Here is a 15,755-nt window from a genome sequence, read left to right as displayed (position 1 = left end):
GTGAAGAAACAACCAGATATACTAAAAGATAATCTCTGGAAATTGATGCTTAAACTTTCTTTACCAGGAATATTAGGGATGATGGTAATTTCTATTAATTCTCTGGTAGATGCTATATATGTAAGTTATTTTATTGGTGCAGAAGCATTCGCCGGGATTTCGTTATTATTTCCGCTTACTCTGGTTATTACCAGCGTAACTGTTTTTATCGCAGCTGGATCGTCTTCGGTTTTGAGTAGAGCTATTGGTGCCAATGATATAGAAAAACAACAAAAAGTAATTCCTAATATGATCGCGCTTTCTCTTATAAGCTCGATGATATTAATGGTTGTAGGTGTTCTTTTTACTCGGCAATTAGTAGTTTTTATGGGGGCTACGGGAGCTATGCTGGATTATGGGGTTTCTTATTTTGAAATATCTATTCTGGGAGTGTTCTTTACTATCCATGGCCTTTCTGCTAATGGGCTTATTAGATCCGAAGGTAAAATTAGACAAGCAATGACATTTACAATAATGTCTGTCGTAATAAATATTACATTAACCCCTTTATTTATTCATACCTTTTCTATGGGTATTGCTGGTGCTGCCTTAAGTAGTATCATATCTATGCTTATATATGCGATTGCAACTTCGCTCTATTTTGTTAAGAAAAAAGCATCGTTTGCAACTGGAAAATTTAGTATTAAGATTGAAAAAGACATCATAAAAGATGTAATTAGTGTAGGTACATCTGCTTTTGTTATGCAATTGTCTAATGTTATAAAACAGTTTTTTTTATTTAGAACTTTAGCATGGTATGGTACTGCTCATGATATTGCTTTTTTTAGTGCTGCATTTAGGTTATTTTCATTTTTGGCAATACCCGTATTAGGTTTATTGCAACCCTTGCAACCTATAATAGGAATCAATTATGGCGCGTCTAATATATCGAGATGTATAGAAGCTATAAAAACATTTAGGATAGGTGGTGTTTTATTTATACTGGTTTTTATGATTCCCGTGTTGATTTTTCCCGAATTTTGTATTCAATTAATGCTTCCTGATATGGTGTTAAGTACTCAGGAAATCTTTAATCTAAGAATTATTTTGACAGTATTATTTCTATTGCCTATTGCCTCGAGTAGTATTATTTTTTTTCAATCAGTAGGAAAAGGAAAACTAGCCAGTATAGTCCCGATAAGCCGACAAATTGTTTTGTTTCTACCTTTAATTTGGGTTTTCCCCAAAATGTTTGGTATTAATGGGATATATTATACGCTTGTTATAGAAAATATAATCTATGCATTAGTATTATGGATACTATCTTCTATTGAACTTAAAAAACTGTTAAGTTCTACTTCTAAAAGAGTGGCGTTTCAGAAATAATAAATTATAAGGCATAAATGACCTATTTTTTCTGAGCTACTATATGAAATACATGCCAATATTTTTCTTTTCCGGATATGGTTTTGCCTTGTTTTTCTATTTCTTTACAATGAATAAGATCAAAATGATTAAACATTGCTTTTATCTGTTTCTCGGTATGAAAAGTCATTTCAGGATTAGAACTCCAGGCATCATTGGTGCCGAAAAAATGACCACTAAAAATTCCTTTTTTAGGTATTGAAGAAGTAATAATATTCCATAATCTATCAAAATGATCGGGGTGACAAAATGGTAAACTAAAAGTGGCATTAATAAGTTGGCAATCAGGAAGTGCATCTATGTTTTCAAAAGAATTTAAACTAAGCTGAAGCTGTTGTTTGTATGTATCCGGAGTATTTTCCTTAATTCGCAATAAGGCTTCATTTTGTTTGTCTATAGCAAGGACATTCCATTTACCCTGTAGTAAAGCAAAAGTATCTACACCATTCCCACAACCCAAATCAACAGCTAGCCTGTCTTGTGGGTTAATTTGTAGTTTTTGAGAAAGAGCTAATGCATTACGTAGAGTAGCCGCTGGAGGGTGTTTTTTTTGATCAAAATAATGATAATGAGTGTTCCAGGGATTATCCATTAGTTGTTTTTAAACTAGAGAGGCATGCATTACAAACGCCATTAATGGTATAGTTTATTTTTTGAGCCAGAAATTTTTCTAAAACTTTGATTTTAGGAATTTTAATATCTTCGAGGCAATAAGTCTGTGAGCAATTTTCGCAAATAAGATGAACATGCTCATCAGAATGTACTTCTTCTGGGCATTCATGACTACACATTGCATATCGTATGCCATGACTATCTTCAGAAGCTTTATGCAATATCCCATGTTCTTCAAAAGCACCTAATGTTCGATATATGGTTACCCGGTCATGACTTACCTTCATATGAGAAATTATTTCTTTTGCAGATAATGCGTAATCATAATTTAGAAATATTTTAAGCATTTCTATTCGTGCCGAAGTCTTTTTTAATGAATGTGACTTAAGTATATCTTCTATATGTTTTTGTTTTTGTGTATTCATGAATCGTTAAAATTCCAATAGATTTAAAAAAGAAAAAGGGTATAATGCCCAATTATTTTTTTAGTCGTTTTTTGTTTTTATCCCTATCTCAAAGATACTTATTTTATGAAAAAGTAGTGTACTAAATCTTTGATTATTATTAAATAGTTCACTATTGTAATTCTGATCAGAACCTATTTAAATTCAAGTTCTTTTTATTCGATTAATAAGAGAAGTTCTTTATTTTCATCATGTCCGCCTGTTGCCAAAAAATGAAATGGTGTTGTAATGGGAATTTTTGAAAACGAATCGCTTTGTATGGTATACTCAATTGCTTCAGCCATTAGTTGAAAGGTTTTAAATATAAGTGCCCATTTCAAATCATCATAAATATCTATTTCCAATAAATCTTCATTATCTTCTAAAGTATCGTATAATGGGTGTAATAATTTTAACTCGAACCCTCCTGTAGAATCGAATAATTGTCCTTTCTTTTTAATTTCCCCATCATTATATACAAGAGAAGAAAATCCATTCATCCAACAGGTCGAAGGAATAAAAGGAGGAATGTCTGAACCAATACATTGGAATAGAAAAGCATTTGCTTTTTCAGATTTGTCTTGTTCTATTAATGTATGAGCTACCTTAAAAGTAGTAGTTAATTCTTCTTTTATATAATCTCTTATCTTATCCTCTATTGCATTTTCTGGAATTAATTCTTTGACCAGGTGGTAATCCCCACTTTGTTTTAAATTTTCTAGTTTTTGTTTAAACAATTCATTGAAATATGTGCTGTAAGAATTTATTTTCATGGCATTTTATTAATTATGAAGTAATGTGTAGTGCTTATTCATATAAATTATTCGTATCGGCATTTGATATTTCTACAAATAAATCTCCTAGCTTTTTGCAAACAGCTTTAAAAAATAGTGTTCTTTTTAATTTAGTAGAAGCTTTCGGGGGTTTCCTACTCCTGTATCTTTACTAATAGGCATTGATTTTATAACCTTTTCATCGTGAAATCTTTGTACTATATAAGAACATGGGGGTATTATTTAATTGATAAAATATCATGCTTGGCGTTGTATAAAGTTCTATCTTTTTTCAATAATAGTTTCTTGAAACTCATATCGATCAAAATCTCTCTCATCCCAGTATTTGTTATTTTCGAATAATTCAAGTACACGAATTACCTTTGGAGTATTCGTATAATTCTTTAAAACAAAACTAAAATAAAAAAAGCAATCACAAGTCGTTACGGGATATCCTCCATCATTTAATTGTGGTTTATCTAATTCAATAAGTAATGTATCATTTTGTTCAGTAACATTTTTCAAATAAGCTTCTCTCCAAGAACAGTTTACTATGTACCCTAATCTAACATTTAGATTACCATTTTCAATTTCATTTTTTCAAACTCCTATAGAATCAATTCCACAACCATTTTGACATTTGGAAACCTTGAATTGTTCAATTTTTTCAATAAGAGGTAATTGTTTTCGTTTTGAACAATTAACAATTAACAATGAAAGAAAAAGTATTATAATCAATATCTTCATTTAATATATTTATTATGTTATGGGTTTTTAAATTTAATATCTAGGAATATAATAATAAGGGAGTCGTAGCTCGGTTTCTGTAATTTATGTCCTCAACTTTTTCCGGGCTACCTAAAACCTATGGAATATTGCATACAACGATTAATATATGAATCGGAACAAAGCAAGTATTACCTGAACTGATTGATTTATTTATTGGTGTATTTTTATTTTTTTAAGATGAAAATATAAATTATGTATGTTATTAGCTCATGTTACCAAAATTTCCACCAAGGTTTAATTTTAGTGGACTCCACTTCTGGTGAAGGAAAAATATCAATTATATGATTATACTCATTTGGGTCAACAGCAAATTCAGTAAAACTTTCAACCGTATCATCTAATTGTTTTAACCGCTTACCAAAATCATAGATAAAAGATTGGTTGTTTTCGTTTGTAATGTAAACATTATCTGGTGATTGATCCTCACTATTTACATACAACATTAACCAATCACCACCTTTTAATTTTGGATAAGAATTAATATCAGTCGTTCTATAATACCCTCTTACTTTGGATTGAAATTCAAGAATATCCATAGGGTAAACCAGATAATTAACGAAATAACTGAATTTTTCTAAATCTGGTGATTTTGTAAATCGTATCAAAAAAAGTTCTATCTGCCCTTTTTTTCTGTAGAGCTGTATACCTTTTACATATTCTGTATCTCGATACAAATTCGCTAGATCGCAAAGTATGTTCTCAAGATCTTGTTGTTGATGGGTTTTGATTAAAATATAGTTCTCTGTCATTTCAAATATGGGTTAACGTCTTAAAAAAAACGTTTTAATATTTTTTATTTTTGTTAAAAGATATTCATTTTTCGATTTTATCCTACATAAGATATTTCAAGAATAACTTGAGACAATTATTTTTGAGACCGAGCGTAAAGAATTATTTATGCTCAGTATATTCAGAATCAGTAAAATAATTAAGTGACTCTAAAAATTTTGTTATACATTTTATTGTGCTAAGTACAATCTTTTGGGGTATTTATTTCACCCTGTTTTCCGTGAGATTTGTTAAGTATAACAAGTGTAGCCAGTCGATAGGCGGTTATGATTTGTGATATAGTAATTTGGTTTTTCCACAAACTAAAATACGATGAATAAAGGGGCGTAACTCCACAAAAAACTACCTGAAAAATGAATTAAAGTTTGAGAATACTTTTTATCAATTTTCAGGTAGTTATTATCGTAAAAAAACAAGTTTATTTGGTTATTTCTTTATGAATCTTTTGGTTACTGCCAGTCCGTTTTCAACGAATCGTACAAAGTACATTCCTGAAGCAAACTTAGATACATCTATGGATAAAGAATCAATTTCCGGATTAATCTCTTTTACAATTGTACCAGTAGAAGAGAATATGGTGATTCTTTCAAACCTACCTTTTAAAATCTTTATGTTAAGTTGAGCATTTACAGGATTAGGATGTAATTTAATATTGTTAAGAGAGTTTTCTGTAAACGTTCTTAATAAATTTCCACTATTCTGCTCATTCGAGCGATTCCCCAGGCTGATCGTATAGTCTTCTACTTCTCCATACGTGAAGGTTTCACATGAAGTAGGAATAGCATTATATTTCATAGACACTCTCATTCTTACAGAAGTTTGAGCCGTTCCACTTGGTACTGTAAATGATCCAGTATTGTTAGTATCGGTCGAAGCTGCTTTGGACCATACCAATTCTCCAGAGTCTGTAAAGTCACCATTATTGTTATAATCAATCCAAACAGCATACCCTTCAGCGTATGTAGTTCCTGTCCAGGTTGGCGTTACAGTGATATCATAACTTTGCCCTTCTTTTAAGGTTGTAGAAGCTGATGTAAAATCAGAATAAAACTGAGCTCCCGAAGAATTATCAATTGTATTAACTTGTACTTTACCAATATATTCATCATTTACATTGGTACTTGCAGAATCACAATAGGTTACCCCTCCTGTGGTCCCCTGTTCCAGGTTGATCGTATAGTCTTCTACTTCTCCATACGTGAAGGTTTCACATGAAGTAGGAATAGCGTTATATTTCATAGATACTCTCATTCTTACTGAAGTTTGAGCCGTTCCACTTGGTACCGTAAATGATCCAGTATTGTTAGTATCGGTCGAAGCTGCTTTGGACCATACTAATTCTCCAGCGTCTGTAAAGTCACCATTATTGTTATAATCAATCCAAACAGCGTATCCTTCTGAGTATGTAGTTCCTGTCCAGGTTGGAGTTACAGTGATATCATAACTTTGCCCTTCTTTTAAGGTTGTAGAAACCGATGTAAAATCAGAATAAAACTGAGCTCCCGAAGAATTATCAATTGTATTAACCTGTACTTTACCAATATATTCATCATTTACATTAGTACTTGCAGAATCACAATAAGTTACTCCACTTCCTTCTAAGGTGGTGAAAGAAACGGTAGCACTTCCAGAGATATTTCCTGCTGCATCTTGTGCAGTTACTGATGCACTATAATTGGTCAATGGAGATAGACCGGTAACATTAAAAGTAGGACTTGCAGAAGTTCCTACTGAATTACCACCTATAGAAATATTGTATTGAGTGACACCAACATTATCTGTAGAAGCTGTCCAATTCAGAGTTGCTCCGCTTGAAGTGATATTGCTAGCTGTCAAATTGCTTGGATTCGTTGGCGCTTGCGTATCAGCAGGTCCTGATTGTATTTGGAATTTTCCAACAACTCCTTTTCTACCATTTTTCATGTATTCGGTTATAAACCAAAATGAAGAATTATCAGATGGATCAACATCTATTTTACTATAATCTCCATAACGTAAACTAGGAATATTACCATTTCCGTTTGAGATTAATTGTTCTGTTCCTGTCATCACACCAGCAGGATCCGAACTTAATCTTCCGGTATAATATGAACTTACCCTAACAGTTGATGAGGTACTCGGACCAGACATAGATGTATATCCCATACCTATATTACCTTGTGCATCCATTGCCATACTAGCGTTCCAGGCGTGTCTTCCATCAGGAGCAGTATAGGTACCTTCCTGGTGTAAAGACCATGGTTGATTATCTCCACTTTGACGGAATTCATACCAGCGTACTCCGGCAAGCTTACCAGATCCACCATCGGTATCTACTACAAAATTGAATATTGCAGAATTATGAGAAGCAAATTTCCTGAATTGTGCCTGATTCATAATCGTTGCTTGTAATGCATCAATAGTATCGCCTCCACCAGGTTGAGCTAAGTTAGAAAAACTTCCTCCATCAAATACACCAATAAAAGAAGTTGTGTTAATCTGCTGTGGATTGGATATAGTAGAATTATTTGAATTGTTCCAATCTACATTAACAGTCCATAATTTGATATGATCAGTAGAAACTCCTGACCAGGCATTATCCTGCATATATACAATGGTAGCACCGCCAGCTGCTGGTAAATTAGCATCAGTTACGTTTAACGCCTGCGGACTGTAAAAACCGCTAGTAACAATTCCCGGAAGATTGAAACCTACTATTTGTGCATTAGAATCACCTGTTAACATTTTAGATCTCTCTAATGCCCATATTTTGTTATTACTACTAGTATTATCCGTAATATAATATCCATCACTCCATATTGATAATTTTTGGTAGTCACTGATTGATGATATATTATATATATACCACCCGGCATTTACTGGATCAGGCCCATCAGATATAGCTACCTGTGCTCCGGATCCCAAAAATGACAATACCCACCTGTCGGCAGCATTATCATAAGAAACCGTAAGGTCACAGCATCCTCCAGATGGAAAAATTGCAGGGTTAGGAGCTGTCTGCCCCACTAATTGATTACCTGCTTTATCATAAATCATAAACCCTGTGTTGTAGACAACAAACACATGATTTGGCCCAACAGCTAATGATGGATCTGTTGGTTGAGAATTAGATGAATAGGTGTCAAATACAAGGCTTGGAGCAGCTAGACTCATACTTGCCGATTTCTGATGCCTGTTTTTTACATAATAATCATTAGTAGTTTGTGGATCTTTACCAGATACAACCATGTTTCCTAATGATCTTTTGTCTTTTGCTTCCTTAAAAGAATTATCAGGTGGTAGGAGATCATGAGGTCTGGAAGACATTGGAGAAACATACTCTACAGAGGATATTTTTCCGTGATAAAAAGCTTTGTTTTCATTTTGTTGCCCATAGGTCATCATAGAGAAGACCAATAGCAAAGCTAGTGTTGCTAAATTAATTGATTTCATTTGTGTTGATATATTAAAGTTAGTATTCTAAATTAAACAAATTCGATAAATCACTCGTTATTAGATAGTTGGTTTTTTTAACGTTTTTTTGTTAGAATTAGATGTCTAAAACGCTGATAATCAGTATTATATTTTTAGTAAGAATAAAACAGTATTAATTTTATGGTTATCACACATGGTTAAAAACAGTAATTTACATGTGTATAAGGTGTTGGTTATTAAACAATTAAAATAAAATTGTACTGAAAATGAAATTACTTTTGTTTGTGATATAAGGTCATTTGTTTTAAAAACAATTTTTTGTGATTCATTCGTGACCTCGGCAGGATTGATTATAACCTTTCCTGACAAAGCTCCGCTTTGAGAATCACAAAAAGAATCACTTGGCTTTATTTCAAAAAAGAAGCGAGCTTCATTTCTGAAACTCGCTTAGCAATTCACATTTTTTGTGATTCATTCGTGACCTCGGCAGGATTGATTATAACCTTTCCTGACAAAGCTCCGCTTTGAGAATCACAAAAAGAATCACTTGGCTTTATTTCAAAAAAGAAGCGAGCTTCATTTCTGAAACTCGCTTAGCAATTCACATTTTTTGTGATTCATTCGTGACCTCGGCAGGATTATTTAATAATGATCCTAATTAAAACTCGTTGTTGCAAATAAGAAACCACGAGTTATTACTCTAGTTCTTTATTTTATTCCAAAACTTCAAACTACGTTTAGTTTTTCCATAAAATAAAAAACCACGTCTTTTGGACGTGGTTTTTTGCTTGTTGTGACCTCGGCAGGATTCAAACCTGCAACCTCTTGAGCCGTAATCAAGTGCACTATTCAGTTATGCTACGAGGCCTTTTTGCGGGTGCAAATATAGTTGTTTTTTATATTGCTGGCAAAATTTATATAGACTTTTTCGCAGATAGAAAAAAGCTACCCGACAGGTTTTAGATAAACACGATCTAAAAACAGGATTCGAGTAGCTTGATAGTATGTGTGTTAAAGCACAGCTATGCTATATGTAAGTTCATTTATTGACTTTTTCTGGTCATCATCTTTTTGGCAAGATCTGCACCAATTAATGATTGTAATAAGTTTCCATTAGCATCTTGTTTACCACCATCCTGTATATAGATCTCAGGTAGTTTTAGCTCTTTAAGCTCCCTGGCTATGTTTACAGAAGTCTTATATTCCCACTCGGCACGTTCTTGTGGAGTAAGACCGGCACTTACCAGTTTAGCATTTTCATAAGACTGTGCATCTGCCATGGTTTTTTGTGTTTTGGCTTTAAATTGTGCAACTTCATAATTCTTACGCTCCTCGATAAGGTTAAATTCTGCTACTTTGGCTTTTGTTTCGGCTTCGATAGTTTTTTGAATTTGCTCTTTTTCTAATCGAGCACGTTCTGTTGCTTTCTCTGCTTCACCTTTTGCCGTTTCTTTTTGAGCACGATAGAATTCACGCTCTGCTTGTTGTTTTTCTAACTGTGTTTGTGCTACCTCTTCTTTTTGTAATTGTAATCGTTTATCAAAGGTAGTTTCCCAATCAATTTCGGTAACCACAGCTTGTACAACTGTAAGACCATATGCTTTTAGAGAGTTTCCTTTTTCTCGTACTGGTTCTCCGTTTACGTATTTGATCTTAAAACGTTTCTGTTTAGATTCTTTATTCACGATAGTTCTCACTACGCTACTATCCCCAATTAATTCTCTGTTTTCGTTGGCTATGTATTCTTCTAGTACATACATACCGTTTTCTAATTGATCTTTAAAATATCGATCAAAATCAGACGCTTGTCCAGAGATATAATCCTGAGCATCCATTAATTTACATGTGTTCTTAATCGATTGATCAATATTAGGGATGATACGTGATCGAATAAGGTTTTTTTCGGTTTTATTACGGTCTGCTACAGATAAGAATTGTGATTCATCTGCGGTATTAATACTAATTACTACCGAAGTTGCAATTCTGGCTTTTACGGCATCACTAAATGCCCAGTATTTTGCCACATCTACATTAGCATATTTACTTTGTTCTCCAAGCTCACCACTATCTTTATTTGGAATTACATATTTGATAGGAAGCTCGAATTGTATAGGGATTAAACGTCCCCACATTTTGGTATTGATACCTTGATTTACTACTGCTTTTTGACTACCCCAAGGGTATTGTACTGCATAGGCGGTACCAGGTTCTGCATAAAAAAACATATTAGAGATCACACTTAGCACAAAACCGAATCCAATTAATTTAAAATTACGTGACTTGGTGAACCAATTTATAATTTTTAAAGTTGAAAAAATGGGTTTGATTATGAGCATTATGATTCCTGTAAGAATCATCACGATTCCTATAAATGTTAGCATATTAAATGGTTTTAGAAATGATTAATTGATTTAATTTTTAGGTACTGAAGAAAGTAGTTTTGTTTACATGATTTCTAGATTTTTATAGTTAAAATTAATGGTATTTCTATATTGTCTTTTTAATATATCTGAAAGAAAATTATGGGCAAAATATTTTTACTGAAATCTGTGAAAATGATTATGATTTTGTAACTAAAAGAATAATAATTGTTTTAGAATGTAATTGTTTTATCTTGATATTGGTTAATAAATGTAGTTAAAAATCGTGTTTATTGTTATAAAGTGAAACTTTTGAAGGGTGATTTTGTGTAGTATTTTCGTTTTGTAGGCGATTTTCATCTTTTTTTAGCCTCTTTTTTTTATTTTCATTATTTTCGGCCAATGAATTTACAAGATTATATCAGAGATATTTCTGACTTTCCCAAACCTGGAATTTTATTTAAAGACATTACTCCTTTATTAGCAAATCACAAAGCTTTGGTAAGTTGCGCAGATCAATTAGTTGATTTATGCCCAGACGGTATTAAAATTGATAAGGTAATTGGTATAGAAGCCAGAGGGTTTATTATAGGAAGTATGATTGCAGAACGTTTACAAGCAGGATTTATACCTGTTCGAAAAAAAGGAAAGTTACCCTATGATGTAAAATCAAAGAGTTACGGCTTAGAATATGGAGAAGATACATTAGAAATACATATCGATGCTATCAAAGCCGGAGAACATGTATTGATTCATGATGATGTACTGGCTACTGGAGGAACCGCTAAAGCTGTATGTGATTTGGTTAAAGAACTAGGTGGAGTAGTAGTACAATGCAATTTTATTATGGAGCTGGAATTTCTTAACGGAAAAGATAAACTCGATGTTCCCAGATCTGCTCTTTTAAAATATTAATGACAAAAAAAGCCTTCAAGAAGATGAAGGCTTATATTATTTTTTATAAGAAATTTATTCTTTTGTAGTGGCTATAATTGCACCATCTTTGGCTTTGTCACCATAAATACTAATGGCAGTTTCTGGCTTAAGAAAATCTACTTCGGCTAACTTATTTGACTTTGCAAGCGTATCCAGGGTGTTAAAATCAGCTTCCTTTCCGTCAATAATAATTAGTTTTTCGATATCAGGATTGTCTACAAAATTATATCTTTTGGATTTGAAATTTTGAAAATGTGGCATTTGCTGGCCGTTAAAAAAGAAGTTTCCATCTTCGTCTTCTTCAAAAGTAAAAGATTTCATGATTTGATCCTTTAGTTTTTGTGCATCAAAATGACCTTTATAAAATAAAGAGTCATTCTCTTCATCAAAATCGAAAACAAAATTATGCTTCTTCATAATGCTGTCCATATCAATTTGTATGTGACTAAAGCCCGACTGATTTTTCCAGGCAGCAATGTCAAACATACCAGAGTTTGAGATATATAAATTACCATCTTTATAGCCTAATTCTATTTTAGAAATAGGAGTCTTAGAAGAGGAAGAATATTGACTTTTCGAATTTCCTTTTTTAAGAACAATACTTAAGCTGGTAATCTCTTTTTTATCATTAAATTCTATTTTTTTGATAAGCAATTCGATACCATTTTCTAAAAAGAATGCTTTTAAATCCTCTAATTCTTTTTCTGAGGTGTCTTTGTTTATTACCGCGGTTATTTCGTTAGGTTTAATGTTATCAATTATCAAATCCTTACCAGAGTTTGTGGTAAATGCGGTTAAGGAGAGCATACCTAGCATGCTGATTCCCATAATGATCCATTTTTTCATACTACATATTTTTGGTTATTTATAGATGATATTACTTCTTCTTTAATTACGAAAAAGAGTTGCTAGTGTTGCAAAAAGAAGTAATTTTTTATGGATTAGGCTATGGTTTTACCCCAAAGCTCTTTTGGTAACATATAATCGCCATCCAAATATGAGAAGTTGTAATTTGGATGCTTTAGCAAGATCCAGGCGTTTTTTGGTAAAACTCGGTAGAATTACTTTATTAAGCTTGGCGATAAACGAAAAGAAATGTTTTTGCATGGTCAAAAATACAAAAAACTCACTTGAAGGAAGTGAGTTTTTAAAGATTTATATCTGGATTGAGTTAGTTCTTTTTGATAATAATTTCGATCACTCCATTTTTTGCTTTATCACCATATTTTTTTATAGCAGATTTTCCTTTAAGGACATTCATCATTTCTATGGTATCAGAGTTTAATTTTTCCATTTCTTTTTTGGTCGATTTTTTTCCATCAATATATATTAATGGCTCACCGTCTCTATCACCAGTAATGTAAGCAAAGGTTTTGTTGTCATTGGTGTGTATCTCATAAATATCTTTGTGATCTCCATTACTAAAAATGTACTCATTTTTCTTATCTCCAGTATGGATTTTCATTGTTTTTCCTTTTTTAGATTTACCATCCTTGTCAACCACCCATACGTAATTTGAGTTATTTCCGGATTGACCAATTTCGATTTTACCAGTTTCGCTATTGTATATAATGGCAAAAGAATTAATTGGGGTGTCATTAGATATGGCATAGTTGGTCGTTCCTTTTTTAGAAGAGATATCTACTTTAATGCTCGTAATTTCATGAGCATCATTTCGTTTAATACCAGAGAACTTAACCTCAAGACTATAGTCATTTTTTAAAGCGTTTTTGACTTTATTGAGATCTTCTTTTGAAGAGCTTTTGTCGACTATAAATTCAATAATCTTTTCCCTTTTTTTCTGAAATACAATACTCTCTGAAGTTTTTTGATTCGTTTTTGTATCCTGTTTGATTCTAACAACTTCCCGGGTGTTAAAACTCCATAAAAACAGACTTAACAAGGGAAGAATAACAGTGATTTTCCATAACTTCTTACTTTGAGAACTTTGTTTGTTTAACATAACAATTCGTTTTTTGATTAATGATTGATAAAAATTATTAGTAATGGTAGAGTAATTATTTGATGATACTTTTAATAAAGTTAATTGATACTCTTTTCTGGATGTCATTTGATTTATAGCTTCTCGATCGGCGATAAATTCTAAGTTTTGCTCCAGGTTTTTTTTGTATAACCAGGCAAATGGGTTTACCCATTGAAATATGAGAAGAAGATTCACTAGTATTAAATCGAGAGTATGAAATTGCTGAACATGTATTTTTTCATGTTTTAAAATCATATCTAATTCTTCTCTGGAATGTAATGCCGGATTGTATACGATCGTATTAAAAAAAGAAAAAGGAGCGATATCCTGAGCAACTTCAATAAAGTTGAAACCGTCTTTTTTCCTGCCTTGATGATGTGCTAGTAATTTCTTTAAGGATAGAAGTTGAAGGCCAAAACGAGATAAAAATATAAGAATTCCCAGGCCATAAAGTATGGATCCAATTAGCCACCAGTTTAAAGTTTCGGGAATTACATTTTCTGAAGCAGGTAGAGGTGTTCCTGTTACATGAAAAACCGGATTTTCAATAAACTTAATGGTTGTAAACTCTATGAATGGCAATAGTATAGAAGTGAGGATACCAACCAATAGAAAATGCCTGTTTATCGTAAAAAAAGTGTCTTTTCTAAGCAGCAAAAAATAAACTCCGTAAAATGTCGAAAGTAAAATACTGGCTTTAAAAAGATAAATTAAGAAGGTTTCCATAGCTTATTTTTCTTTTTCTATTACTTTTAAAATCTCTCTTAACTCATCTGCAGTTATTTTCTCTTCTTTAGCAAAAAAGGAAACCATATTTTTATACGAGTCGTTAAAATATTGTTTCATAGCTGTGCTTACAAAATTACTACGATATTCTTCTTTTGTAATAATAGGGAAGTACTGATGTGTTTTTCCATAAGCTTGATGGCCTACATACTTTTTATCCTCCAGATTACGTATAATCGTAGATACGGTGTTGTAATGTACAGCATTATGTAGTTCGGCTTGAACCTCTTTTGCGAAAGCTTTTTTTAGCTTCCATAATGCCTGCATGATTTCTTCTTCTTTATTAGTAAGTTTTTCCATAGGAGAATATTAATAAGAATCAAAAGTATAACTATAATTATAGTTTCACAACTGTTTTTATAGTTATTTAACTATTTTCGTAGTTATTAAGGAAGGAAAGAGATTATATTTTTACATTTTTGGAGTAGAGAAATGCTTGTTTGGAGCGACTTTTTTTTGTATAAACTACTGTATTACAGTAAGAAAAATGTGACTTATCATCAATTTGTTAATAAAAAAATTTTTCGTTAAGCAAATGAAATGTTAAATTTATCACAATAAAATAACACAAACTTAACTTTTATTTAGAATGAGAAGAATCAAATCTTTAGTGATAGCCACTGCAATGGCTATTACACTAACGCTGGTGTCTTGCGATAAAGACCAGGTTAATGCTCCTGTAGAAGAATCCTCTTTAGTTGTTGAAAAAAATGTTTTAAACAAAATCAGAGCATTACATTTTAATCCTAATGGTGTAGAAAAAGTAATAGTAAATGATATTGACGGCACCCAAAAAGCAATGTACCGTATTGAAGATGACATCATGTTATCAAAATCTCAAATCTTGGATATGGGACTTCACGGGGGGATTCAAAACAAACAGTATAGAACTAATAATTTGGTAACATCAACTAATGTTATTCGTGTAGTGGGGTACACAGGTAATAATCAGTATGGATTAAGTGCTACTGCACGAACAGGTCTGCAATATGCCGTTAACAATTACAATAACGAAAATCTTAGTATTAGATTCATCGTATCTTTTGGAACAAGCTGGGGACCCAATGATATCTTGGTATATGTAGATAATAGCATAAACCCAGATCCAAACAGATCTGCAGGGATTGCAGGTTTTCCTAGTAATGGATACCCTTTTACAAGAGTTAGAATTAATAACGGGGCTAATTTAACGCAAACAAATCAGCAACTAGAACATTTATTAGCGCACGAAATTGGTCATTGCGTTGGATTTAGACATACAGATTGGGATACCAGAAAAACGTGTGGAGAAAATAGTAATGAAGGAGTAAGTAATGATGGTCTTGTATATATTCCGGGAACCGCTGGTCCTGGTGGTGACCCAAATTCTATAATGAATGCTTGTTATCCTGCTAATACCGATGGAGAATGGAGTAATCTGGATAGAGTAGCATTAAACTACCTTTACTAATTTGGTAATCGATGG

14 protein-coding genes and 1 tRNA gene are annotated in these 15,755 nt (G+C 32.4%); 3 read left to right on the top strand and 12 right to left on the bottom strand.

Translation table 11 applies throughout. From position 1 onward, the window contains the following. Entirely contained in the window at positions 1–1,365 is a 1,365-nt protein-coding gene (locus tag NNH57_RS09995; RefSeq protein WP_108807733.1) for an MATE family efflux transporter, read from the top strand. A 22-nt stretch (positions 1,366–1,387) separates the two neighbouring features. Here NNH57_RS09995 and NNH57_RS09990 read toward each other — a convergent pair whose 3' ends face one another. From NNH57_RS09990 to NNH57_RS09955, 8 genes are all read right to left on the bottom strand, one after another. Then, on the bottom strand, positions 1,388–1,996 hold the full coding sequence (locus NNH57_RS09990) for a class I SAM-dependent methyltransferase (protein ID WP_108807734.1): 609 nt from the start codon (positions 1,994–1,996) through the stop codon (positions 1,388–1,390). Next, positions 1,989–2,441, bottom strand: coding sequence for a Fur family transcriptional regulator (locus tag NNH57_RS09985; protein ID WP_108807735.1), 453 nt, complete (start codon positions 2,439–2,441; stop codon positions 1,989–1,991). The genes NNH57_RS09990 and NNH57_RS09985 overlap by 8 nt, the downstream gene beginning before the upstream one ends. A 194-nt stretch (positions 2,442–2,635) precedes the next feature. Then, positions 2,636–3,232 (bottom strand): hypothetical protein, encoded by a 597-nt coding sequence (locus NNH57_RS09980; RefSeq protein WP_108807736.1) that lies wholly within the window; start codon positions 3,230–3,232, stop codon positions 2,636–2,638. 282 nt (positions 3,233–3,514) lie between these two features. Next, a complete protein-coding gene (locus NNH57_RS09975) occupies positions 3,515–3,757 on the bottom strand; it encodes a hypothetical protein (protein WP_108807737.1) in 243 nt (80 codons plus the stop codon). A gap of 476 nt (positions 3,758–4,233) precedes the next feature. Beyond that, positions 4,234–4,770 (bottom strand): hypothetical protein, encoded by a 537-nt coding sequence (locus NNH57_RS09970; protein WP_074408935.1) that lies wholly within the window; start codon positions 4,768–4,770, stop codon positions 4,234–4,236. A 466-nt stretch (positions 4,771–5,236) separates the two neighbouring features. Next, positions 5,237–8,242 carry a GEVED domain-containing protein gene (locus NNH57_RS09965; protein ID WP_108807738.1) on the bottom strand — a complete coding sequence of 1,002 codons (3,006 nt, stop codon included), beginning with the start codon at positions 8,240–8,242 and terminating at the stop codon, positions 5,237–5,239. 776 nt (positions 8,243–9,018) lie between these two features. Continuing rightward, a tRNA-Arg gene (locus tag NNH57_RS09960) sits at positions 9,019–9,092 on the bottom strand. Positions 9,093–9,267: 175 nt separating this feature from the next. Further along, positions 9,268–10,605 carry an SPFH domain-containing protein gene (locus NNH57_RS09955; RefSeq protein ID WP_074408933.1) on the bottom strand — a complete coding sequence of 446 codons (1,338 nt, stop codon included), beginning with the start codon at positions 10,603–10,605 and terminating at the stop codon, positions 9,268–9,270. A 381-nt stretch (positions 10,606–10,986) separates the two neighbouring features. Between NNH57_RS09955 and NNH57_RS09950 the strand changes: the two genes are divergently transcribed. Then, positions 10,987–11,499 carry an adenine phosphoribosyltransferase gene (locus NNH57_RS09950; RefSeq protein WP_074408932.1) on the top strand — a complete coding sequence of 171 codons (513 nt, stop codon included), beginning with the start codon at positions 10,987–10,989 and terminating at the stop codon, positions 11,497–11,499. Between the two features lie 54 nt (positions 11,500–11,553). On the opposite strand, the gene NNH57_RS09945 is transcribed toward NNH57_RS09950, so the two are convergent. From NNH57_RS09945 to NNH57_RS09930, 4 genes are all read right to left on the bottom strand, one after another. Continuing rightward, positions 11,554–12,366 (bottom strand): hypothetical protein, encoded by an 813-nt coding sequence (locus NNH57_RS09945; RefSeq protein ID WP_074408931.1) that lies wholly within the window; start codon positions 12,364–12,366, stop codon positions 11,554–11,556. A 108-nt stretch (positions 12,367–12,474) separates the two neighbouring features. Then, on the bottom strand, positions 12,475–12,627 hold the full coding sequence (locus tag NNH57_RS09940; protein WP_025666657.1) for a hypothetical protein: 153 nt from the start codon (positions 12,625–12,627) through the stop codon (positions 12,475–12,477). A 64-nt stretch (positions 12,628–12,691) separates the two neighbouring features. Further along, entirely contained in the window at positions 12,692–14,230 is a 1,539-nt protein-coding gene (locus tag NNH57_RS09935) for a M56 family metallopeptidase (RefSeq protein ID WP_074408930.1), read from the bottom strand. 3 nt (positions 14,231–14,233) lie between these two features. After that, positions 14,234–14,590 (bottom strand): BlaI/MecI/CopY family transcriptional regulator, encoded by a 357-nt coding sequence (locus NNH57_RS09930; protein ID WP_074408929.1) that lies wholly within the window; start codon positions 14,588–14,590, stop codon positions 14,234–14,236. A 289-nt stretch (positions 14,591–14,879) separates the two neighbouring features. Between NNH57_RS09930 and NNH57_RS09925 the strand changes: the two genes are divergently transcribed. Further along, positions 14,880–15,740, top strand: a complete 861-nt coding sequence (locus NNH57_RS09925) for a M57 family metalloprotease (protein ID WP_074408928.1) — start codon at positions 14,880–14,882, stop codon at positions 15,738–15,740. Positions 15,741–15,755 lie beyond the last annotated feature (15 nt).

It is taken from the genome of Aquimarina spinulae (assembly GCF_943373825.1).
Taxonomy (GTDB): Bacteria; Bacteroidota; Bacteroidia; order Flavobacteriales; family Flavobacteriaceae; genus Aquimarina; species Aquimarina spinulae.
This window is presented reverse-complemented; position numbering and strand designations above follow the sequence as displayed.